The sequence below is a fragment of the Streptomyces polyrhachis genome, from assembly GCF_042663125.1.
Taxonomy (GTDB): domain Bacteria; phylum Actinomycetota; class Actinomycetes; order Streptomycetales; family Streptomycetaceae; genus Streptomyces; species Streptomyces polyrhachii.
In genome coordinates this window covers 75,486-97,189 of record NZ_JBHSZO010000006.1, presented here as the reverse complement: position 1 = coordinate 97,189, position 21,704 = coordinate 75,486, and the positions used below count along the sequence as shown (strand labels likewise).

Sequence of the window (21,704 nt, the reverse complement as noted above, 5' to 3'; positions counted from 1 at the left end):
CGAAAGCCGCGCAATCGTGACCCTCGACCGGCCCGGCGGGGGCGCGGCCGACCTCCGGCCGGGCCGGTCGCCCGCACACCCGTGGGAAGATGGGCCCGCGCTCGTACATGAGCGCGCTTTCGGCCACAGGAAGGGCAGTCGCGGTGAACGACCACCAGAACCTGCTCGCCGAGCAGCGGCGCGCCCTGATCCTCGACGAGGTCCGGCGCCACGGCGGGGCGCGGGTGGGCGACCTCACGCGCAAGCTCGGCGTCTCGGACATGACGGTGCGCCGCGATCTCGACTCGCTCGCCCGGCAGGGAGTGCTCGCCAAGGTGCACGGCGGTGCGGTGCCGGTGGTGGAGCCCAGTACCCACGAGCCCGGTTTCGAGGCCAAGTCGGCGCTGGAGCAGGCCGCCAAGGAGGAGATCGCCCGCGTGGCGGCGGCGCTGGTGGCGCCCGGCAGCGCGATCGCCCTCTCCGGGGGGACGACGACCTACGCCGTGGCCCGGCAGCTGCTGCGGGTGCCGGAGCTGACGGTGGTGACGAACTCGGTGCGGGTGGCGGACGTGCTGCACGGCGGCGAGGCGGGCGCCACGGTGCTGCTGACGGGCGGGGTGCGCACCCCCTCGGACGCGCTGGTCGGGCCGGTGGCCGACCAGGCGATCCGCACGCTCCACTTCGACCTGCTCCTCCTGGGCGTGCACGGGATATCCGAGGAGGCGGGCCTGTCCACGCCGAACCTGGCGGAGGCGGAGACCAACCGGCAGCTGCTGCGCTCGGCGCGCCAGGTCGTGGTGGTCGCCGACCACACCAAGTGGGGGACGGTGGGCCTGAGTTCCTTCGCCCCGCTGTCGGCGGTCGACGTGCTGGTCACGGACGCGGGGCTGGCACCGCGCGACCGGGAGCGGATCGAGGGGCTGCTGCCGCGGCTGATCGTGGCGGGCGGCGCCGGGGAGGACTAGGTCCTCCCCGGGAGGACTCCGTACAGGACCCAAGCGCGGCCTCGGGCGTCAGTGCCGCGGCCAGCGGCCCGTTCCCAGGAAGCCGTCCAGCGCGGCGCTGTACGGGCCGATGTCCAGGCCCTGTTCTGCCAGCCAGGCGTCCGAGTAGTACTTGTCGAGGTAGCGGTCGCCCGGGTCGCAGATCAGCGTCACCACGCTGCCGTGCTCGCCGCGCTCCACCATCTCGGCGACGATCTTCAGCGCGCTCCACAGCCCGGTGCCGGTCGAGCCGCCGGCCTTGCGGCCGATCGCCTGCTCCAGGGCGCGCACGGCGGCGATGCTGGCGGCGTCGGGGACCTTCATCATCCGGTCGATCGCCAGCGGGACGAAGCTGGGCTCCATCCGCGGGCGGCCGATGCCCTCGATGCGCGAGGCGCTGTCGCAGGAGACCTCGGCGGAGTTCTCGACCCAGCCGTCGAAGAAGCAGGAGTTCTCCGGGTCGGCGACGCAGACGCGGGTGTCGTACTGGCCGTAGTGGATGTAGCGGGCGATGGTCGCGGAGGTGCCGCCGGTGCCGGCGGTGGCGACGATCCAGGCGGGCTCGGGGTAGCGCTCCAGGCGCAGCTGCTCGAAGACCGACTCGGCGATGTTGTTGTTGCCGCGCCAGTCGGTGGCCCGCTCGGCGTAGGTGAACTGGTCCATGTAGTGGCCGCCGGTCTCGACGGCGAGGCGGGCGGAGACCTCGTAGACGGTGCGCGGGTCGTCCACCAGGTGGCACTGCCCGCCGTGGAACTCGATCAGGCGGGTCTTCTCCCGGCTGGTGGTGCGCGGCATCACGGCGATGAAGGGCACGCCGATCAGCTTGGCGAAGTACGCCTCGGAGACGGCCGTGGAGCCGCTGGACGCCTCGATGACGGGCTTGTCCGGGCGCACCCAGCCGTTGCACAGGCCGTAGAGGAAGAGGGAGCGGGCGAGGCGGTGCTTGAGGCTGCCGGTGGGGTGGGTCGACTCGTCCTTCAGGTAGAGGTCGATGCCCCAGGACTCGGGGAGGGGGAAGCGCAGCAGATGGGTGTCGGCGGAGCGGTTGGCGTCGGCCTGGACCTTGCGGACGGCCTCCTTCAGCCAGGCCCGGTAGTGCGGGTCGCTGCGGTCCACGTCGACGGTCGGGGCCGGACAGCGGGGCTGTACGACGGGACTGGTGCCGCCTGTCTCCTGGTACTGCACGCCGCTGCTGCTCACCGCGCCGCTCCTTCTGCCGTACGTCGGCCCCGGTCGAAGCCTTCTCGATCATAGACAGCTCCCGGTGCGGGGCCGACAGCGGTGACAAGGGGACAAGGCGACAAGGCGGCAAAGGGGGGTCCGGACGGTTCTGCGGCCGTCCGGACCCCTGGCTCCCTTGCCGCCGCTCCCCCGCTCCCCCGCTCTTCCCGCGCGGCCGCTACTCGGCGGCGATGGCCCGCAGTACGTCCAGCCGCGCCGCCCGCCGTGCCGGGCGCCAGCCGGCGAGGGCGCCCGCGCCGACGCCGACCAGGGCGACGACGGTGAGCTGGAGCGGGGGTACGGCGAAGGCGCTGTCGCCGGTGGTGTCCAGGGCCCTGACCATCGCCCAGCCCAGGAACGCGCCCAGCAGCAGGCCGCCCGCCGTGCCGAAGGCGGCGACCAGCACCGACTCCCAGCGGACCATGGCCCGCAGCTGGGCGCGGGTCTGTCCGACGGCCCGCAGCAGCCCCAGCTCGCGGGTGCGCTCGTGGACGGCGAGGGTGAGGGTGTTGGCGATGCCCAGCAGGGCGATCAGCACGGCCAGAGCGAGCAGCGCGTAGACCAGCGTGAGCATGATGTCGAGGCCGGCGGCGGAGCTGTCCGCGTACTCCTGGCGGGTCTGCACCTCGGGGTTGCCGAAGTCCTTCGCCACCGCCGCCACGGCCGCCTTTCCCTCGGTGAGGGGGACGCCGTCCCTGAAGGAGACGGCCACCAGCCGGTCGGTGTCGCGCAGTTGGTGGGGTGCCCAGGCGGCGCGGGAGAGGAGGTAGTCGCCCGCGACGCCCTTCTCGGTGTAGACGGCGCGCACGGTGAGCCTGCGCACCGCGCCGTCGGCGAAGGTGAACTCCGGGGTGGAGCCCAGGCGCCAACCCCGTTTGCCCGCCTCGGACTTCGAGACCGCGAAGCCGTCCGTACCGAGGTCGCCGAGGCGGCCCCGCACCTCGCCGAAGTCCAGCACCCGGCCGACCGTCGCCGGGTCGGCGACGGTGAGCGCGCGGCCCCCGCCGTCGATGCGGGCGACACCCTGGCCGAGCCCGGTGGCGGTCCGCACCTCGGGCAACGCGGCGAGGGCGGGCGCCAGTTTCGGGGTGAGGCCGTTGGGACCCGCGCCGAAGCCGGAGGCCTGGACCGCCACGTCGCCGGCGAAGGCGCGCGAGACCGTCTGGTCCATGGTCGCCTTCAGGGAGGAGGCGAAGACCGTGAAGAGCGCCACCACGGCGACGCCGATCATCAGCGCGGTGGCGGTCGCGGCCGTGCGCCGGGGGCTGCGCAGGGCGTTGCGGCGGGCCAGGCGGCCGTTCATGCGGCGCAGGGGGGCGCCGAGGATCCGTACCGCGTACGAGGAGGCGACCGGGCCCAGGACCACGAAGCCCGCCAGGGTCAGCGCCGCGCCCAGGCCGGTGAGCGCGGCGGAGGGGCCGGACAGCGCGCCCCACGCGGTCAGTGCCGTACCCGTCGCCGTGGTCGCGGCGCCCAGCCGGGCCCGCAGCGGCGAGGCGGCGGAGGTGTCGAGCGTGCTCTCGCGCAGGGCGGCCAGCGGCGCGGTGCGCCCCGCCTTGAGCGCCGGGTGCAGCGCCGAACCGGTGCACACGAGCAGCCCCACCAGGAACGGCACCGCCAGCGGGACGGCGGTGACCACCAGCGCCCCGTCGGGGAAGGGGAAGCCGACCGCCGGGAAGAGCACCTGCAGCCCCGCCGCGATGCCGACCCCGCCGGCCAGTCCCGCCAGCGAGGCCAGCGCGCCGACGGCGAGCGCCTCGGTGAGGGTCTGGGCGAGGACCTGGCGGCGGGTGGCGCCCAGGGCGCGCAGCAGGGCGTTCTCGCGGGTGCGCTGGGCGACGACGATGGCGAAGGTGTTGTGGATGGTGAAGGTGGCCACCAGCAGGGCGATCCCGGCGAAGACCAGCAGCATCATCGTGAACATCGACAGGAAGGCGCCGGCGATCTGGTCCCGGCTCTCCTCGGCGGTCTCCTGGCCGGTGACGGCCTCCACGCCCTGGGGCAGCAGCGGGGCGAGGGAGTCGACCAGCTCCTGCTGGGAGGTGCCGCTGTCGGCGCGGACCTGGATGGAGGCGGCCCGGCCCGGCTCGGGCGCCAGGTGGCGGTCGGCGTCGGCCAGGGTCAGGCCGGTGAAGGTGACCTGGCCCATCCCGTCCTCGCCGCCGAAGGTGGAGATGCCGACGATGGTGATCCGCACCGGGTCGGGGGTGCGCAGGACGGTGGTGTCGCCGAGGTGGAGGCCGCCTGCCTTGACGGCGCCGCGGTTGACCACGGCCTCGCCGCTGCTGCGGGGCAGGCGGCCCTCGGCGAGCCGGTAGGAGTTGAGGTCGGGGTCGTCGATCCAGTTGCCGGCCAGGGTGGGCGGGCCCTGGCCGCCGACGGGTTCGCCGTCGGCGCCCAGGAGTTGGCCGCGGCCCTGGATGTTCGGGACGGCCGCCGCCACGCCGGGGGCGGCGGCGATCCGCCGCGCCAGGGAGCTGTCGACGGGCGCGCGGGTGCCGACGTTGTCGTCGGGGGTGGTGATGGCGTCGGCGCTGCGGACCACGGCGTCCGTACCACTGGTGGCGCGGCCGAACATGGTGTCGAAGGCCGCCTTGAGGGTGTCGCCCATGACCAGGGTGCCGGCCAGGAAGGCGACGCCGAGGAAGACGGCGAGGAAGGTGCCGGCGAAGCGGCGTTTGTGCGCGCAGGGAGGCGATGCCGAGGCGGGCGGTGGCGTTCATGTCCGGGCGCTCCCTGTCGGCTCGGGGGCCTCGCGCACCAGGTGGCGCATCCGGTCCAGTACGCGCTGCGGGGTCGGCGCCGTCATCCGGTCGACCAGGCGGCCGTCGGCGAGGAAGACCACCTCGTCGGCGTGTGCGGCGGCGACGGGGTCGTGGGTGACCATGACGACGCTGCGGTCCAGTTCGCGCACGGTGCGGCCGAGCAGCCCCAGCACCTCCTCGCCGGAGCGGGAGTCGAGGTTGCCGGTCGGCTCGTCGGCGAAGACCACGTCCGGGCGGCCGGCGAAGGCGCGGGCCACGGCGACGCGCTGCTGCTGGCCGCCGGACAGCTCACCGGGGCGGTGGTGGAGGCGGTCGCGCAGGCCGACGGTGTCGATGAGGGCGTCGACCCACTCGCGCGACCCGGCGGCGCCCTTCCCGCCCGCGAGGTCCATGGGCAGGGTGATGTTCTCCGCGACGGTCAGCGTCGGCAGCAGGTTGAACGCCTGGAAGACGAAGCCGATCCGCTCGCGGCGCAGCAGCGTCAGCCGCCGGTCGTCCAGGTCGCTGAGGTCGGTGCCGCCGACGAAGGCGCTGCCCGAGGTGAGGGTGTCCAGGCCGGCGGCGCAGTGCATCAGGGTGGACTTGCCGGAGCCGGAGGGGCCCATGATCGCGGTGAAGCGGCCGGCCGGGAACTCGACGGTGATTCCGTCGAGCGCCCGGACCTCGGTGCCGCCGGTGCCGTAGACCTTCACGGCGTCGGTGACGCGGGCCGCCGCCGCGGTCCGTACGGGAGCCGGGGCGCTCATACGGCGCCGTCCTTGGGGCCGCCCCGGTACTCCTCGGACAGTACGGAGTAGCGGCGCCGGTACTCGTCCTCGTCGATCCCGCCCTCGGCGTAGCGGCGGCCGAGCGCGGCGAGCGCCGTGTCCCCGCCCCGGCAGGCGCGGTGCTGCCAGGGGCCGCGGCCGCGCCAGAGGGTGCGGCGCAGCAGCAGGACGGCACCGGCGATGACCAGCGCCCAGATCAGCGGGAAGAGCAGGATCCACGGCCCCGGGCCGCCGTCGTTCCAGGTGTGCGCCAGGGTGTTCATCGTCGTCATCTCCTCGGTAGCGGCGGGGTTTTCCCTTCGCTTACGAGGCTCCGCTTTCCGGCTCGCGAAATCGTCCTACGGCCAGCGGCACCCGCGCTGCTCCCCGGGGAGTACGGGCGGGGGTGCGCCGTGCTCCCCGCTTCGTACGCGGGCGGGTCGAGCGGCCGGGGCGCCCGCGCGCGCCGGGGTCAGAAGAGGCTCTCCGGTGGCGGGGCGGACGGCGGCGGCGCGGTGGTCGGCGGGAGTCGGCCGGCGGGGCCGGCCGGGTCGGCGGAGTCAGCGGGGTCGGGGCGGATGAGGGGCCAGCCCGCGGCCAGGCGGGAGTCGAGGAGCAACTCGCCCTGCCCGGTGGCGAGATAGAGGTCGCCGCCCGCCGCCGCGAGCAGGACGCCGCGGATCGCGCAGCCCGGCGGCAGGGAGGTGACCTCGGCGGTGGGGCGCGGCGGGCGGGGCTCCAGGCCGAAGAGGGCCGCGTGGTCGACGGGTGCGCAGGGCGCGGGGCGCAGGGTGTCGCGCCAGCCGGGGACGCGGTGGGCCGCGGTGTGCACGGCGCGCAGCTCGCGCAGGCGCTCCTCGCGCGGCGGCAGGCGCAGGCGCCCGGCGCGCTTGCGCGGGGCGTGCACGCGGTCGGGGATGCCCAGTGCGGCGCCGAGGACGGACTCCGCGCGGCGGGCGGACATCAGCGGGCCCTCGCCGAGGCGGGTGAAGCAGACGGCGCCCTGCTCCAGCAGCCGGCGCGGGCCGCGCTCGGCGGCGGTGATGCCGATCTTCGTCAGGCCGGGGGCGAACCACGCCAGATAGACGGTGTAGGGCCGCGGGTCGTCGGGCACGGTGTCGGCGGCGACGGACTGCGTACGGTCGAGCGCGGCGCAGCCCGCGCACTGCTCGCGGCGCGCCTCGGGGGCGATCAACTCCCCCTGCGGGCAAGGCAGTCGTCGCCCGGCGCGCCACACGCCGGCGCACCGCCGCTCGGCGCCCTGCGGCACGGCGAGCGCCACCCGCTCCCCGAGCACCAGCCGCCCGCCCTGCCGCGCTCCCCCGCCCGGGGAGCCGCCACCGCCCGGGGCGCCCGGCTGCCACCAGGACCAGCCCGGCCCCTCGGGCGCCCAGCGCAGCCCACCGCAGCGCCAGGGCTCGGGCTGCCCGCCAGTGCGTCGATCGTCCATGGGGCGAGGGTAGGAGGCGGGTCCGACAATCGACCGCCGCACCCGGCAGCGGGCGCCCCGTCCCGTTGTGCGGGGCGCCGACGCGCCGCCACAATGGCCGAGTGACCCTGAGCCTCGAAGACGCCGCCACGGTACTCGCCGACAACTTCGCCCCCTGGGTGCTGGAGCTGGGCCTGCGGGTCGTACGGGCGGACGAGGAGCGCACCGTGCTGCTGCTGCCCTGGTCGCAGCGCCTGGCCCGGGAAGGCGGCGCGCTCAGCGGGCAGGCGCTGATGGCCGCGGCGGACACGGCCACGGTGATCGCGGTCAGCGCCGCGCGCGGAGGGTTCGTCCCGATGACGACCGTGCAGCAGTCGACGTCCTTCCTGCGCCCGGTGGTCGGCGCGGACGTGGCGGTGTCGGTCGAACTGACCAAGCTGGGCCGCCGCATGGCCTTCGCGGAGATCACCATGACGCCCGAGGGCGCGGCGCAGCCGGCCGCCCGCGCGTCGACGGTGTACGCGCTGCTGGGCTGACGCCGGCCGGCGAGACTCAGGAGGAGCCGAACGCCCGCTCCAGCACGGCCCGTTGCACCGGCAGCGCCCGCGCGTGCAGCCCACGCCCCTCGTCGGTCAGGCAGACGGAGACGCCGCGCCGGTCCAGCGGGCACATCCCCCGCTCGACCAGGCCGCTCTTCTCCAGCCGGGCGACCAGTCGGGACAGGGCGCTCTGACTGAGGTGGACCTGGCAGGCGAGGTCCTGCATCCGCAGCTTCTCCTCGGCGGCGAGGAGGTCGAGGACCTCGAAGTCGCTCGCGCCGAGCCCGAAGGTCTGCAGTTCACGGTCGAGCTCGCAGACGGTCCTGGCGTGCGTGGCGCGGATCTCGCGCCACTCCCGCACCACCTGCTGCTCCGTACGGGTGGCAGCCATGAACGCACGGTACCAGGGTCGTGAAATCCATGCATCTGAATTAAATGCGCTTGCATTGAATGCGCGTGCATGAAAGTCTCGTGGTCATGACCTCATCGCCCAACTCCCCTACCACCGAGTCCGCTTGGACCCCGCGCCTGTGGGGCACCCTGATCGTGCTGTGCACCGCCCTCTTCCTCGACGCCCTCGACGTCTCCATGGTCGGGGTGGCGCTGCCGTCCATCGGCGCCGACCTGGACCTGACCACTTCCTCGCTGCAGTGGATCGTCAGCGGCTACATCCTCGGCTACGGCGGCCTGCTGCTCCTCGGCGGCCGCGCGGCCGACCTGCTGGGCCGCCGCCGCGTCTTCCTCATCGCCCTCGGCGCCTTCGCCGCCGCCTCGCTGCTCGGCGGCATGGTGGACTCCGGCCCGCTGCTGATCGCCACCCGCTTCGTCAAGGGCCTGAGCGCCGCGTTCACCGCGCCGGCCGGCCTGTCCATCATCACCACCACCTTCGCCGAGGGCCCGATGCGCAACCGGGCGCTGGCGCTGTACACCACCTGCGGCGCCACCGGCTACTCCATGGGCCTGGTCTTCTCCGGCCTGCTCACCGAGTTCAGCTGGCGCCTGACGATGCTGCTGCCCGCGCCGATCGCCCTGGCCGGCGTCGTCGCCGGACTGAAGCTCATCCCGCGCAGCCCCCGCCCCGAGGGGCGCCGCCACTACGACCTGCCCGGCGCGATCACCGTCACCGCCGCCATGCTCACGCTCGTCTTCACCGTCGTCGAGGCGCCGGAGACCGGCTGGGGTTCGGCGCGCACGCTGCTCTCCTTCGTACTCGCCGCCGTGCTGATCGCCGCCTTCGTCGCCATCGAGCTGCGCGCCGAGCAGCCGCTGATCCGCCTCGGGGTGCTGCGCTCCTCCAGCCAGGTCCAGGTCAACGTCGGCGCGGCGGCCTTCATGGGCGCCTACATCGGCTTCCAGTTCATCGTCACGCTCTACCTCCAGCAGCTCCTGGGCTGGTCCGCGCTGGAGACGGCGCTGGCCTTCCTGCCCGCCGGCGCGCTGGTCGCGCTCTCCTCCACCAGGGTCGGCGCGGTCATCGACCGCTACGGCACCCCCCGGATGATCGTCCTAGGCTTCGCCTTCCACGTCGTCGGCTACGCGCTCTTCCTGCGCACCGACCTCGACCCGGCCTACGCGGCGGTGATCCTGCCGTCGATGCTGCTGCTCGGCGCGGGCTTCGCGGTGGCCTTCCCCTCGCTCAACATCCAGGCCACCGCCGGGGTGAGGGACGAGGAGCAGGGCATGGTCGCGGGCCTGCTGAACACCTCCGTCCAGGTGGGCGGCGCGGTCTTCCTGGCGGTCGTCACCGCCGTGGTCACCGCGGGCGGCGCCGAGGCGGGCGCCTCCCCGCAGGCCGTCCTGGACAGCTACCGCCCCGGGCTCTACGTCGTCACGGGCATCGCCGCGCTGGGCCTGCTCGTCACGGGCCTGGGCCTGCGCTCGGGCCGCCGCTCCGCGGGCCGCTCGCTGGTCGTGGCCTCCTCCGCCGGGCAGCCGCAGGAGACCGCCAAGGAGACGGTCTCGTCACGGGACTGAGCACGCCGGGACTGAGCACACCGGAACCGAGCACGCCGGGAGCGCCGCACCGCTCCCGCCACCGGGCCGCCGTACGCCCCCTGCCCACCGCCGGGCCTGGGTCGTACGGCGGCCCGGTGGCGTACCCGGTGTCGGTGGCGCGCGTTAGCCTGGCGCGGTGATCCGGGTACTGGTGGTCGACGACGACCTCATGGTCGCCAAGCTGCACAGCCGCTACGTGGCGGCGGCGCAGGACTTCGAGGTCGCCGGGGTCGCGCACAGCGGGGCCGAGGCGCTGGAGGCGGTGCAGCGGCTGCGCCCGGACCTGGTGCTGCTGGACGTCCACCTGCCGGACATGGACGGCATCGAGGTGCTGCGCGCGCTGCGGGCCGCGGGCCTTCCGGAGACGGACGTGCTGATGATCACCGCCTCGCGGGACGCGGAGACCATCCGCGGCGCGGTGCGCGGCGGGGCGCTCCACTACGTCATCAAGCCCTTCACCCAGGCCGCCCTGCACGAGCAGCTGCGGCACTACGCGACGATGCGCTCCCGGCTGGCGTCCCTGGGCGGCGCGGCGGGCCAGCCCGACGTCGACCAGGTCTTCGGCTCGCGCCCGACGGTCTCGCGCCTGGTGCCCAAGGGGCTCGACCCGCGCACGGCGGACCTGGTGGAGCGGGTGCTGCGGGCACATCCGGAGGGGCTGTCGGCCGCCGAGTGCGCGGCGCGGGCGGAGATCTCCCGGGTGGCGGCGCGGCGCTATCTGGAGCACTTCACGGAGACGGGCCGGGCGGAGCTGAGCCTGCGCTACGGGGGGACGGGGCGGCCGGTGCACCGGTACCGGTGGCTGTAGCCGTACGGGGCCCGGGTGCGTACGGGGCCCGGGGGCGTACGGGCGCCGACCCGCTCAGCCGAGCCAGCCGGGGCGTACCAGGCCCGACTCGTACGCCATCACGACCAGTTGGGCCCGGTCCCGTGCCCCCAGTTTGACCATCGTGCGGCTCACGTGGGTCTTGGCGGTGAGGGGGCTGACGACCAGCCGGCGGGCGATCTCCTCGTTGGACAGGCCCATGCCGACCAGCGCCATCACCTCGCGCTCGCGCTCCGTCAACTGCCGCAGCCCGGCTGTCTCCTCGGGCTCCTTGGAGCGCGCGGCGAACTCCGCGATCAGCCGGCGCGTCACGCCCGGGGAGAGCAGCGCGTCGCCGTCGACCACCGCCCGCACCGCGCGCAGGAGTTCCTCCGGTTCGGTGTCCTTGACCAGGAAGCCGGAGGCGCCCGCGCGCAGCGCCTCGAAGACGTACTCGTCCAGTTCGAAGGTGGTCAGCATCACCACCCGCACCCCCGCCAGCCCCGGGTCGCCGGTGATGGCGCGGGTCGCGGCGAGACCGTCGAGCACCGGCATCCGGATGTCCATCAGCACGACGTCGGGCCGCAGTTCGCGCACCGCCCGCACGGCCGCCTCCCCGTCGGCCGCCTCCCCGGCGACCCCGATGTCCGGCTGGGCGTCCAGCAGCGCCTTGAACCCGGCGCGGACCAGCACCTGGTCGTCGGCGAGCAGTACTCGGATCACAGGTTCCCCCCGTCGGCCGCACTCGCGGACACCGTATCCGTACTCCCCAGCGGCAGGACGGCCAGCACGCTGAAGCCGCCGTCCGGGCGCGGGCCGGCCTCCACGGTGCCGCCGAGGGCGGCGGCGCGCTCGCGCATGCCGGTCAGTCCGTTGCCCCCGCCGGTGGTCGGGCCGCTCGCGGCCGGTCCGTCGTCGTCGACGCGCAGGCGCAGTGCCGTGCGGTCGCGCTCGACGCGCACCCGGGCGGTGCGGGAGGCGGAGTGGCGGACCACGTTGGTGAGGGCCTCCTGGACGATCCGGAAGGCCGCGAGGTCCGTACCGGAGGGCAGCGGCGTGCGCGGCCCCTCGCCGCTGACCGCCACGCTCAGGCCCGCGTCGGCGAAGTGCCCGGCCAGCTCCGCCAGCCGCGCCAGTCCGGGGGCGGGCGCGCGCGGGGCGCCGCCGGGGGCGCGCAGGGCGTCGAGGACCTGGCGCACCTCGCCCAGGGCCTCCTTGCTCGCGGTCTTGATGGTCGTCAGCGCCTCGCGGGCCCGCTCGGGGTGCTCGTCGAGGAGGGCGAGGCCGACGCCGGCCTGGACGTTGATCACGGAGATGCTGTGCGCGAGGACGTCGTGCAGCTCGCGGGCGATACGCAGCCGCTCCTCGTCGGCGCGGCGCGCGCGGGCCGCCTGGCGCTCGGCCCCGGCGCGCGCCCACTGCTCGCGGCGGGTACGGACCAGCTCCCCGCCGGCGAGCACGGCGCTCGCCCAGGCCAGGGCGAACAGCTCCTGCGCCCACGAGGCGGCGCCCAGCTCCCCCGGCAGCCAGCGGTGGAGCAGGTGCCCGATGAGCGTGTGCCCCACGAGCAGGGTGCCCAGCCCGATCCAGGCCGTGTACCGCTGCCCCGCGACGACGGCCGCGAAGGCGGCGACGGCGGGGGCGATGATGATCGGCCCGTAGGGGTAGCCGAGGGCGAAGTAGGCGAGCGTCGCGGCGCAGGTGCCGTAGACGGCGATACGGGGGTGCCGGTGGCGTACGAGCAGCAGGGCGACGGCGCCGAGCGCGAGGACGTAGGCGAGGGTGTCGGGCTCCAGGCGCCCGCGCGGGTCGCGCCCGGCGCCGTGCGTACCGATGACGGTGAACACGGCGATCAGCAGCGTGGAGCGCCAGGGCAGGCGCCCGCGCGGGTCGGACCACCAGCCCTCCCGGAACAGGCCCGGGGGCCAACGCGCCGACCGGTCCTCGCTCTGATCGCCCCACGGGGGCCGCGGACACCTCATGCCCGCCACGCTAGACCGCCTCCCCCGCCCGCCGCGTCCGCCCGGCGCGGGCCCTGCGGCTACTCCCTGCGGAGTAGCCGCCCGGGCGGCTACCGGTGGTCCGCGCCGGCGGGCTCACTTCGCGGGCGCGACCATCGACAGCGCCCGGTGCGCCAGCGGATGGCTGCGCACGATCGAGGCCAGCGTCGTCGTACCGCGCGTCAGCTTCGTGAACACCACCCATGCCGGCCGCAGGCCCGTCAGCGCGGTGTGGAAGAGCGCCGGACGGCGGGAGAAGGCGGCCAGCAGTGCGCGCCCCACCGCCATCTCCACGCCCAGCCCCGCCTTGATCGCGAAGGCGTAGTTGAGCGCCTGGCGCCGCGCGTCCACCGCGTCGGGCGCCTCCGCGACCCGCACCGCCCACTCCCCCGCGACGCGCCCGGAGCGCAGGGCGTAGGAGATGCCCTCGCGCGTCCACGGCTCCAGCAGCCCGGCCGCGTCGCCGCAGACCAGGACCCGGCCGCGGGAGAGCGGCGAGTGGTGCGTACGGCAGCGCGTCAGATGGCCGGAGGAGACGCTCGGCTCGAAGCCGGCCAGGCCGAGGCCGTCGATGAAGTCCGCCAAGTAGCGCTTGGTCGCCGCTCCTTCGCCCCGCGCGGCGATGACGCCGACGGTGAGGGTGTCGCCCTTGGGGAAGACCCAGCCGTAACTGCCCGGCAGCGGGCCCCAGTCGATCTGCACCCGCCCGCGCCAGTCGGCCGCCACCTGCGGCGGCACCGGGATCTCCGCCTCCAGGCCGAGGTCGACCTGCTCCAGCTCCACCCCGACGTGGTGGGCGATCCGGCTCGCGCTGCCGTCCGCGCCGACCACCGCCCGCGCCAGCAGCGTCTCGCCGTCGGCGAGCACCACCGCCACGCTGCGCCGGTCGGGCACCGAGGCCCCGTGCTGCTCCACCCGCGCGACCGAGGCGCCGGTACGCAGCACGGCGCCCGCCTTCTGCGCCGACTCGGCCAGCCGCTCGTCGAACTCCGCGCGGTTGACCAGGCCGAAGAGGGGCTGGCGGGAGCGGCGGGTGCGGCCGAGCCGGCCGCGGTAGGTGAAGGTCACCGCCGACACCCGGTCCAGCAGCGGCAGGTCGAAGTCCTCCGGGAGCGCCTCTCGGGAGAGCCCGATGATGCCGCCCCCGCAGGTCTTGTAGCGGGGCAGCTCCGCCTTCTCCAGCAGCAGCACCCTGCGGTCCAGCCGCGCCGCGGCGCGGGCGGCGGCGCAGCCCGCGGGTCCCGCGCCGACCACGATGACGTCCCAGACAACCGCTTCCGCCTCCGCAGGCGTGCTTCCCTCGCTCACGTCCCTCATGCTCCACTCGCCTGGGCCCCGGCGGGACCGGGGCCGCTGACCGATGCACTGGCTGACCGGTGCACTGGCGGAAAGGCCGACAAGGACCGACAAGGACGGTGCCCCACCCCTGTGGGATGATCGTCGGCATCCCCGTTCGTTCCACGAACACAACGGCGTACCCCCCAGGAGCGTTCCCCATGCAGCACGAACAGCTCGCGGACACCGTCGCCGCGTTGCAGCCCAGGGCTCTGAGCGAGCTCGCGGAGCTGGTGCGGTTCCGGTCCGTGGCGGACTTCCAGCAGTTCCCCCGCAGCGAGTCGCAGGCCGCCGCTGCCTGGGTGGCCGGCGCCCTGGAGGCGGAGGGCTTCCAGGACGTCGCGGTGCTGGACACCCCGGACGGCACGCAGTCGGTCTACGGGTACCTGCCCGGCCCCGAGGGCGCGCCGACGGTGCTGCTCTACGCGCACTACGACGTGCAGCCCCCGCTGGACGAGGCGGCCTGGACGACGCCGCCCTTCGAGCTGACCGAGCGCGACGGCCGGTGGTTCGGACGCGGCGCGGCCGACTGCAAGGGCGGCATCGTCATGCACCTCACGGCGCTGCGGGCGCTGAAGGAGCACGGCGGGGTGCCGGTGGGGGTGAAGTTCATCGCCGAGGGCTCCGAGGAGATGGGCACGGGCGGTCTGCAGCGGTACGCCGAGGCGCACCCGGAGCTGCTCGCGGCGGACGCCGTCGTCATCGGCGACTCGGGGAACTTCCGCGTCGGGGTGCCGACGGTGACCTCGACGCTGCGCGGGATGACGATGCTCTCGGTGCAGGTCGACACCCTGGAGGGCAACCTCCACTCGGGCCAGTTCGGCGGCGCCGCCCCCGACGCCCTGGGCGCCCTGATCCGTACGCTCGACTCGCTGCGCGCGCCGGACGGTTCGACGACCGTGGACGGCCTGGACGCGGGCGCCGAGTGGGAGGGCATCGCGTACGGGGAGGAGAACTTCCGCGCGGACGCCAAGGTCCTCGACGGGGTGGAGCTGATCGGCTCGGGCGGTGTCGCGGGCCGGATCTGGTCCAAGCCCGCCGTCACGGTGCTGGGCATCGACTGCCCGCCGGTGGTCGGCGCCACGCCGTCCGTGCAGGCGAGCGCGCGGGCGCTGGTCTCGCTGCGGGTGCCGCCGGGCGTGGACGCGGCCGAGGCGACGAAGCTGCTCACCGCGCACCTCCGGGCGCACACCCCGTGGGGTGCGCGGGTGCGGATCGAACAGGCCGGTGAGGGGCAGCCGTTCAGCGCCGACCTCTCCAGCCCCGCCTACGCGGCGATGGCGGCGGCGATGGAGGCCGCCTATCCGGGCGAGGAGATGCAGGCGGCCGGCCAGGGCGGCTCGATCCCCCTGTGCAACACGCTGGGCGCGCTGTATCCGCGGGCGGAGATCCTGCTGATCGGGCTGAGCGAGCCGGAGGCGCAGATCCACGCGGTGGACGAGAGCGTCTCGCCGGAGGAGCTGCGCAGGCTGTCGCTGGCGGAGGCGCTGTTCCTGCGCGGGTACGCGGACTCGCGCGGCTGAGCCCCTGTGTGACGGGTGCCGCCCGGCTCACCGCACCGAGGTGAGCCGGGCGAAGACCACGGTGTTGCCCGAGTAGCCGCGCCCGGGGCGGTAGGTGCCGCCGCAGGTGAGCAGGCGCAGCTCCGCGTGGCGGGTGTCGCGGTAGACCCCCTCGCTGGGGAAGTCCCGGGTCTGGAAGAGCTGGACGCGGTAGACGGTGAAGACGGCCGTGCTGCCGTCGGCGCGGGCGACCTCGATGCGGCGGCCCTTCTTCAGCTCGCCCGCCCGGTAGAAGACCGCGGGGCCGCTCTCGCTGTCGACGTGCCCCACGAGTACGGAGGTGCCCCGCGCCCCGGGGGTCACCGAGCCCGCGTACCAGCCGGCGGTGTCCGGGTCCTCGGCCGGCGGCGCCTGGACCCAGCCCTCGGGGTCGAGCCCCACGCGCGCCAGCGGGGCGGCAACCTCGATACCGGGGATCCGTACGGTCTCGGGCGCGGAGGCGCTCAGCGGGGCGCGGCCGGGCGGCGCGCCGTCCATCAGGGCGTCCTCGGCGTCCGGGGCCGGGGGGCCGAAGCCGTACAGCCCGAAGCAGATCATGGCGATGCCCGCGGCGAAGCCGAGGACGATCAGCGCGGTGCTGATCCGGGCACGCGCCTTGCTGGGGGTGGGGTGGGTCAAGGGGTTCCCCTGGCGTCGGTCGTGGAGGTGGGGCGGCCCCGCGCGGTGCGGTGCGTGGGGTACGCACCGCACCGCGGTGGCCGCTAGGCGCTGCGACGCCTGCGCAGGATGACTGCGCCGGCCAGCGTGGCGCAGGTCAGCGCCGTGCCGGAGGCGAGCAGCAGGGGGTCCCCGGTCTGCGAGCCGCCGAGTCCGCCGCGGGCCGGATGGGCCGGCTTGACGGGGGTGACGGGGGTGACGGCTCCGGGGAGCTGCCTGACCGGCTGGGAGGCGGTGGGCTTCACGGTCGCGGACTTCGCGGCCGTAGGCTTCACCGAGGTGGTGGTCGAGGGCTTCGTCCGCACGGTCGCGGCCGCCGACCCCTTCTCCTTGCCCGCTGCGGAGGCCGGCGTGGAAGCCGGCACCGAGCCCGAAGCGGAGGCCGAAGCTGAGGCCGAGGCGGACTTGCCCGGCTTCTGCGAGGGCCGCGCACTGGTCGTGGACGGACCGGGCCTGGGCCGGGACGTACCGGACGTGGCGGCGATCCGCAGCTTGGCCCGGCCGGACTCCGGTCCGCAGATGAACGTCACCGTGTACTCGGCGCCCGGCTTGGCGTCCCAGTCCACGGTCACCGACGCGCTCTGCATCGGATCGCCCGCGATACCCAGCGGAATCGAGTCGAACACCCCCGATGACGCTCTCGCCTCGTGCTCGCAGTCGGTGGCCGTCAGATTCACCTGCCCTCCGGGCTTCACCGCCTTGGGTGTGACGGTGAACCCGAACGAGGTGACGTCGCCGCCCGACCCCTGCGCGGTGGCCGGTGCGGTGACACCGACGGCCAGCACGCTGAGGGCGGACGCCGCGAGGACGGTGGATATGGTGCGCATCGGAACTCCTGGTATCCGTCGGGGAGCACGACGGGAGCCCGTCGCCACATGCCCCCGACGCTATGCACCCCCCGCCACGCGCACGCTGTGGAGTGTGCTGAATGGGGCACGCACTGCGGTGAACGGCTGACGGGCGGTCACCGGGCCCTGCTTCGAGTTGCTCGCCGCGGCGCGACGAGGGAACTCAGATCAGCCCCTGACCGACGGGTGCCCCGGCTTCCAGGTTGATGACGGTGGAGAGTTCGCGGGCGCGTAGCGCCCATAGCAGGCGCGTGGCGCGGACGGGCGGCAGCAGTCCGGCCGCCTCGTCGCCGGTGACGAACCGCCAGGCCCGCAGCTCCGCCCCGGGCAGGCGTACGGCCGCGCGCTGCCCGGCGTCGAGCCGGCCGCCGTCGAAGAGCAGTCGCAGGCCGCCGTACGCGGGCGGCTCGGGCGGCTCCCAGTCGACCACCAGCAGCCGGGGCTGGACGTCGAGCCGCAGGCCCAGCTCCTCGGCGACCTCCCGCATCCCCGCCCGGGCCGGCGGCTCGCCGCGCTCCACGACACCGCCGGGGAACTCCCAGCCGGGTTTGTAGGTGGGGTCCACGAGCAGCACGCGGTCGCGGTCGTCGAAGAGCAGCACCCCGGCGGCGAGCGTCTCGCCGGTGGGCTCGGGCGTCTGCACGATCGCGCAGGCTCCCCCGCCGATACGGAGCACGTCGGCCACATGCCCGGCGGCCTCGCGCGGCGAGCGGCCGGCGGTCTCCACGGGATACGCCTCGGCCGCGAGCCAGGCGGGGGTCTGCGGGGGGCCCTGCGTCGGGCCGGCCTCTTGCAGGATCGTTTCGCCTGAGGTCAGAAGCAGATGCCGGACGGCTATCCGCCGAGCGGCGAGAGCGCCGAAGACCTCGTCGCGGTGGCGCTGCTCAAGGAGGGCGAAGGGGACGACGAGCGGCCCGTCGACCTCGCCCAGCAGCGCGGCGGCGGTATCGACGAACAGCCGCCGCCAGGCGGGCAGTTCCCGGCAGTCGGCGGCGTCCTCGGTGGACTTGCCGGTGAGCAGCGCGCGCAGGCCGTCGGCGACGACCTCCGGCTCGTACAGCAGACTGCCGGGCAGCAGGTCGACCAGCGCACGCGCCACCGCGGTCGCGCCGGCAGCGTCCGCGCCGTTCAGCCATACGATCACGCGTTCCACGTGTCCCCCTCCGCCGTCGCCCCCAGAGGGTGCCCGGAACAAGCCCCCCGGGAAACGCGGAGCCGCTCCCTCCGCCCCGGCCGTTACGCCCTTCCCGGCGCCGCCCACAGTCCGTGCGCCTCCGCGGCCGCCGACGCCGCGCCGATCAGGCCGGCGTCCGCGCCCAGCCGCGCGGGCACCGCCCGTACCGGAGCGGCGAAGGAGAGCGCGGCGTACGAGGCGAGGTGGGCGCGCAGGGGGGCGAAGAGGACCTCGCCCGCGCCCGCGACGCCGCCGCCGACCACCGCGAGGTCCAGCTCCACCAGCGTGGCCGCCGCCGCGATCCCGGCGGCCAGTGCCCGCGCCGCCCGGTCGAAGGAGGCCAGCGCCACCGGGTCGCCGGTGGCCGCCGCCGCGGCCACCGCGGCGGCGGAGGTGTCGCCGCCGGGGGCCGGGCGCCAGCCCTGCGCCAGGGCGTGGCGGGCGATGCTCGGACCGGAGGCGAGGCGCTCCACGCAGCCGCGCGATCCGCAGGGGCAGGGGTCGCCGTCGAGGTCGACGCTGATGTGGCCGATGTGGCCGGCGTTGCCCGTGGGGCCGGGGCGGAGCCTGCCGTCCAGGATCAGGCCGCCGCCCACGCCCGTCGAGACGACCATGCACAGGGCGTTGTCGTGTCCGCGGGCGGCGCCCCGCCAGTGCTCGGCGGCGGCCATCGCCACCGCGTCGCCGACCAGCGTCGTCGGCAACTCCCCCGCCACTCGGCGCACTTCGGCGAGGAGGGGGAAGTCCCGCCAGCCGGGGATGTTCACCGGGCTGACCGTGCCCGCCGAGGCGTCCACCGGTCCCGCGCTGCCGATGCCGAGCACGGCGGCGCGCTCCCACTCCCCCGCCGCGCCCAGCTCCCGCAGCACCTCGGCCACCGCCGCCATGACCGCCGGGCCGTCGCCGGCGGGCGTCGGGCGCTGCGCCCGTACGAGCAGCCGCCCCCGCGCGTCCACCAGCGCGCCGGCGATCTTGGTGCCGCCGATGTCGAGCGCGGCGGCGAGGTCCTGACTCATGCGGGGTACTCCAGAAACGATCGGGGCGGGTCACGGCGCAGGCGGCGGACCGGCCTCCCGGACCACCGCGGCGGGGTCCCATGATCGCATCGCGGGCCGGCGGAGAGCCCCGGGCCCTCTTGCCCTCACCACGATTGGTCCATACCATTCCCACGCCCCCCACGGTGCGACTCCCCCACTGGAGGTAGCGTGCGGCTCCGACTCCTACCCGTCCTCGGCCTGCTCCTCGGCCTCGTCCTGCCCCTCGGTACGGCCACGACCGCCACGGCCGTACCCACCCCACCGCAGATCTACGGCGCCTGGCACTGCGGCGACGACTACTGCACCTGGACCACCGAGCGCCCGGTGGCCGAGTTCGACTCGAAGAACCACTGGCTCGTCGACCGCGGCGACGGACGCCCCTCGGTCAACCTGGTCGTCCTCAGCTTCGTGGAACCCCTGAAGCTGCTGCACAAAACCAACGACGCGGGCACGGTCGACGGCGTCCCGCGCGGCATGACCCCGGAGATCGTGGACTACTTCACCTCCCGCGGCATCCGCGTCCAGCTCTCCATCGGCGGCATCACCTACACCGACGAATGGGACGCGGCCCTCGCGGAGAACGCGCACCAACTCGGCCTGAACGCCGCCGAGACGGCGAGCCGGCTCGGGGTGGGCATCGAGATCGACTACGAGCAGAACACCAACCCGAACCTGACCGGCCTGCAGTCGTTCATCGACGCCTACCGCTCGGTGCACCCCTACGACGCCTCGGGCGCCCGCCACCCGGCGCGCCTCACGATCGACACCGCCCCCGGCGACCGCTGGCTGATCGACATCAACCGCAAGGCCACCCGCGACTGGCTGCGTACCGACACCCCGGTGCTGGACTACGCCAACGCGATGGTCCCGGCCCGCCAGCCCTCCGTGAGCAGCGCGATCGCCAACTGGCAGGAGCACGTGGACGGCAAGGCGCAGTACGCGCCGCCCGTACCGCCGCTGGCGCCCGCGAAGTTCACCGGCGGCCTGTACATCGGCTACGGCAGCCGGACGCTGCCCGAGTGCACCGACTTCGCCGCGTCCCTGCAGAACCTGACGGGCGACTTCGTGCAGAACACCGCCCCCAACGGGGCGGGGACGAGCAGCGGCATGCTCGGCTACATGTTCTGGGCCGCCGAGAAGCCCTCCACCCGCGGTCTGGGCACCCAGCCGCCCCACACCTGCGAAGGAGGGGTAGGGGCGGGGGCCGCGCACTACGGCGTCCCGCTGCCGATGCCGCCGCTGCGGCAGAGCTGACCGCAGCCGGCCGGCGCCCTGAGAGGCTGTTGCCTCTCAGGCAGCGCGCCGGCCGGCCAGTTCCTCCAGTGCGGCCCGCTCCAGACCCGTCGGCCCGGTCACCTCGTCGGCGTCCACCGCCCCGCAGTCGACGCCGCGCAGCAGGTAGCCGGCCAGGGCCCGGGCGGTGGCCGGTTCGTCCAGGTGCGTGCCGCCCCTCCCCGCGACGTACGCGGCGAGCCGCCCGGTCGCCCGCTCCAGTCCCTCGCGGTAGAAGGCGTAGACGGCGGCGTACCGCGTGGGCAGGTGGCCGGGATGCATGTCCCAGCCCTGGTAGTACGCGCGGGCCAGCGAGCGCCGCACCAGCCCGTAGTGCAGCCGCCATGCCTCGTGCACCTGCGGGGTGCGACCGACGGGCAGCACGTTGGTCGAGCCGTCGCAGAGCCGCACGCCCGTACCCGCCGCGGCGACCTGCATGACCGCTTTGGCGTGGTCGGCGGCGGGATGGTCCGGCGACTGGTGGGCGGCGCTGACGCCGCAGGCGGCGGAGTAGTCGAAGGTGCCGTAGTGCAGCCCCGTCGCGCGGCCCCCGGCGGCGTCGATCATGCGGGCGAGTGTGGCCGTACCGTCGGCGCCCAGGACGGCCTGGGTGGTCTCGATCTGGATCTCGAAGCCGACGGCGCCCGCGTCCAGCCCGTGTGCCCCCTCGAACCGCTCCAGCAGCCGCGCCAGCGCGGCGACCTGCTCGGGGTGGCTGACCTTGGGCAGCGTGAGGCGCAGACCGCCGGGCAGCGGGCCCGCGTTCACCAGGGCGGTGAGGAAGAGGTCGAGGGTACGGATGCCGCGCTCGCGCACGGCGGCCTCCAGGCACTTCATCCGGATTCCGGCGTACGGGGCCACGCCGCCGGCGACCAGGGCGGCCGCGCGGACGGCCGCCCCGTCCTCCTCGGCGTCGGGCCGGCGTCCGTAGCCGTCCTCGAAGTCGATCCGCAGGTCCTCCACCGGCTCGCGCCGGAGCTTGGCGCGCAGCCGCTCGTACACCTGGTCGGCGAGCGGGGCGTCCAGACCGAGGACGGCGGCCAGCGCGGCGGCGTCCGGGGCGTGCTCGTCGAGCAGCGAGAGGGCCTGGTCGCCCCAGGAGCGGGGCGTGCCGGCGGCGCAGGTGTCGGCGGGGACGTACACCGTGTGCACGGGCTGGCGGGTCCCCGGATCGCCGGGGTAGCGGCGGGCCAGCTCGGCGTCGATTGGTGCCAGCCGTTCTTCGATCCCGGCCCGTACGGACGCGTCGAACGTCGTCGCGGCGAAACTGTCGTGCACGGCCGCACTCCCTCTCGTCGACGGGTCCTGCGGCGGAACGTTACCGGTGGCCCGGCGGCTGTCAACGGCCCGTGAAACG

The 21,704-nt window shown here is 75.0% G+C and carries 19 protein-coding genes and 1 pseudogene; 6 read left to right on the top strand and 14 right to left on the bottom strand.

Translation table 11 applies throughout. The annotated features are described in order from the left end of the window. Positions 1 to 143: 143 nt before the first annotated feature. Complete coding sequence (locus ACFQLX_RS05765) at positions 144 to 944, top strand: DeoR/GlpR family DNA-binding transcription regulator (protein WP_386412680.1); 801 nt, start codon at positions 144 to 146, stop codon at positions 942 to 944. A gap of 48 nt (positions 945 to 992) precedes the next feature. On the opposite strand, the gene ACFQLX_RS05760 is transcribed toward ACFQLX_RS05765, so the two are convergent. From ACFQLX_RS05760 to ACFQLX_RS05740, 5 genes and pseudogenes are all read right to left on the bottom strand, one after another. Beyond that, a complete protein-coding gene (locus ACFQLX_RS05760) occupies positions 993 to 2,147 on the bottom strand; it encodes a PLP-dependent cysteine synthase family protein (protein ID WP_386412861.1) in 1,155 nt (384 codons plus the stop codon). Positions 2,148 to 2,361: 214 nt separating this feature from the next. Further along, positions 2,362 to 4,906, bottom strand: a pseudogene (locus ACFQLX_RS05755) (ABC transporter permease). Further along, on the bottom strand, positions 4,903 to 5,694 hold the full coding sequence (locus tag ACFQLX_RS05750) for an ABC transporter ATP-binding protein (RefSeq protein ID WP_386412678.1): 792 nt from the start codon (positions 5,692 to 5,694) through the stop codon (positions 4,903 to 4,905). The pseudogene ACFQLX_RS05755 and the gene ACFQLX_RS05750 overlap by 4 nt, the downstream one beginning before the upstream one ends. Then, a complete protein-coding gene (locus tag ACFQLX_RS05745; protein WP_386412858.1) occupies positions 5,691 to 5,978 on the bottom strand; it encodes an SHOCT domain-containing protein in 288 nt (95 codons plus the stop codon). The genes ACFQLX_RS05750 and ACFQLX_RS05745 overlap by 4 nt, the downstream gene beginning before the upstream one ends. Positions 5,979 to 6,166: 188 nt before the next feature. Further along, on the bottom strand, positions 6,167 to 7,144 hold the full coding sequence (locus tag ACFQLX_RS05740) for a DUF2797 domain-containing protein (RefSeq protein WP_386412676.1): 978 nt from the start codon (positions 7,142 to 7,144) through the stop codon (positions 6,167 to 6,169). Positions 7,145 to 7,245: 101 nt separating this feature from the next. On the opposite strand from ACFQLX_RS05740, the gene ACFQLX_RS05735 reads away from it, so the two are divergent. Further along, on the top strand, positions 7,246 to 7,659 hold the full coding sequence (locus ACFQLX_RS05735; RefSeq protein WP_386412673.1) for a PaaI family thioesterase: 414 nt from the start codon (positions 7,246 to 7,248) through the stop codon (positions 7,657 to 7,659). Between the two features lie 16 nt (positions 7,660 to 7,675). On the opposite strand, the gene ACFQLX_RS05730 is transcribed toward ACFQLX_RS05735, so the two are convergent. Then, positions 7,676 to 8,053, bottom strand: coding sequence for a MarR family winged helix-turn-helix transcriptional regulator (locus tag ACFQLX_RS05730; protein ID WP_386412671.1), 378 nt, complete (start codon positions 8,051 to 8,053; stop codon positions 7,676 to 7,678). Between the two features lie 86 nt (positions 8,054 to 8,139). Here ACFQLX_RS05730 and ACFQLX_RS05725 point away from each other — a divergent pair, with 86 nt between their 5' ends. Together ACFQLX_RS05725 and ACFQLX_RS05720 are read left to right on the top strand one after the other, a co-directional pair. Then, positions 8,140 to 9,636, top strand: a complete 1,497-nt coding sequence (locus ACFQLX_RS05725) for an MFS transporter (protein WP_386412669.1) — start codon at positions 8,140 to 8,142, stop codon at positions 9,634 to 9,636. Positions 9,637 to 9,793: 157 nt separating this feature from the next. Then, positions 9,794 to 10,465 (top strand): response regulator, encoded by a 672-nt coding sequence (locus ACFQLX_RS05720; RefSeq protein ID WP_386412666.1) that lies wholly within the window; start codon positions 9,794 to 9,796, stop codon positions 10,463 to 10,465. A 54-nt stretch (positions 10,466 to 10,519) separates the two neighbouring features. On the opposite strand, the gene ACFQLX_RS05715 is transcribed toward ACFQLX_RS05720, so the two are convergent. The 3 genes from ACFQLX_RS05715 to ACFQLX_RS05705 all read right to left on the bottom strand — a co-directional run bounded on the left by ACFQLX_RS05715 (position 10,520) and on the right by ACFQLX_RS05705 (position 13,779). After that, complete coding sequence (locus tag ACFQLX_RS05715; RefSeq protein ID WP_386412663.1) at positions 10,520 to 11,185, bottom strand: response regulator; 666 nt, start codon at positions 11,183 to 11,185, stop codon at positions 10,520 to 10,522. Then, complete coding sequence (locus ACFQLX_RS05710) at positions 11,182 to 12,444, bottom strand: sensor histidine kinase (RefSeq protein ID WP_386412661.1); 1,263 nt, start codon at positions 12,442 to 12,444, stop codon at positions 11,182 to 11,184. The genes ACFQLX_RS05715 and ACFQLX_RS05710 overlap by 4 nt, the downstream gene beginning before the upstream one ends. A 114-nt stretch (positions 12,445 to 12,558) precedes the next feature. Next, positions 12,559 to 13,779 (bottom strand): geranylgeranyl reductase family protein, encoded by a 1,221-nt coding sequence (locus tag ACFQLX_RS05705; RefSeq protein ID WP_386412658.1) that lies wholly within the window; start codon positions 13,777 to 13,779, stop codon positions 12,559 to 12,561. Positions 13,780 to 13,958: 179 nt separating this feature from the next. On the opposite strand from ACFQLX_RS05705, the gene ACFQLX_RS05700 reads away from it, so the two are divergent. Further along, a complete protein-coding gene (locus ACFQLX_RS05700) occupies positions 13,959 to 15,320 on the top strand; it encodes a dipeptidase (RefSeq protein WP_386412656.1) in 1,362 nt (453 codons plus the stop codon). Positions 15,321 to 15,347: 27 nt separating this feature from the next. Here ACFQLX_RS05700 and ACFQLX_RS05695 read toward each other — a convergent pair whose 3' ends face one another. The 4 genes from ACFQLX_RS05695 to ACFQLX_RS05680 all read right to left on the bottom strand — a co-directional run bounded on the left by ACFQLX_RS05695 (position 15,348) and on the right by ACFQLX_RS05680 (position 19,054). Beyond that, positions 15,348 to 15,977 carry a class F sortase gene (locus ACFQLX_RS05695; protein WP_386412654.1) on the bottom strand — a complete coding sequence of 210 codons (630 nt, stop codon included), beginning with the start codon at positions 15,975 to 15,977 and terminating at the stop codon, positions 15,348 to 15,350. A gap of 83 nt (positions 15,978 to 16,060) precedes the next feature. Continuing rightward, the gene (locus ACFQLX_RS05690; protein ID WP_386412651.1) at positions 16,061 to 16,843 is read right to left on the bottom strand and encodes a hypothetical protein; all 783 of its coding nucleotides are present in this window, start codon (positions 16,841 to 16,843) and stop codon (positions 16,061 to 16,063) included. 184 nt (positions 16,844 to 17,027) lie between these two features. Beyond that, positions 17,028 to 18,008 carry an NUDIX domain-containing protein gene (locus ACFQLX_RS05685; RefSeq protein ID WP_386412856.1) on the bottom strand — a complete coding sequence of 327 codons (981 nt, stop codon included), beginning with the start codon at positions 18,006 to 18,008 and terminating at the stop codon, positions 17,028 to 17,030. A gap of 92 nt (positions 18,009 to 18,100) precedes the next feature. After that, positions 18,101 to 19,054: an ROK family protein gene (locus tag ACFQLX_RS05680; RefSeq protein ID WP_386412648.1), complete on the bottom strand. Its 954-nt coding sequence runs from the start codon at positions 19,052 to 19,054 to the stop codon at positions 18,101 to 18,103. Between the two features lie 189 nt (positions 19,055 to 19,243). On the opposite strand from ACFQLX_RS05680, the gene ACFQLX_RS05675 reads away from it, so the two are divergent. After that, positions 19,244 to 20,329, top strand: coding sequence for a hypothetical protein (locus ACFQLX_RS05675; protein WP_386412646.1), 1,086 nt, complete (start codon positions 19,244 to 19,246; stop codon positions 20,327 to 20,329). A gap of 36 nt (positions 20,330 to 20,365) precedes the next feature. On the opposite strand, the gene ACFQLX_RS05670 is transcribed toward ACFQLX_RS05675, so the two are convergent. After that, entirely contained in the window at positions 20,366 to 21,625 is a 1,260-nt protein-coding gene (locus tag ACFQLX_RS05670) for a DUF6986 family protein (RefSeq protein ID WP_386412643.1), read from the bottom strand. Positions 21,626 to 21,704: the final 79 nt, after the last annotated feature.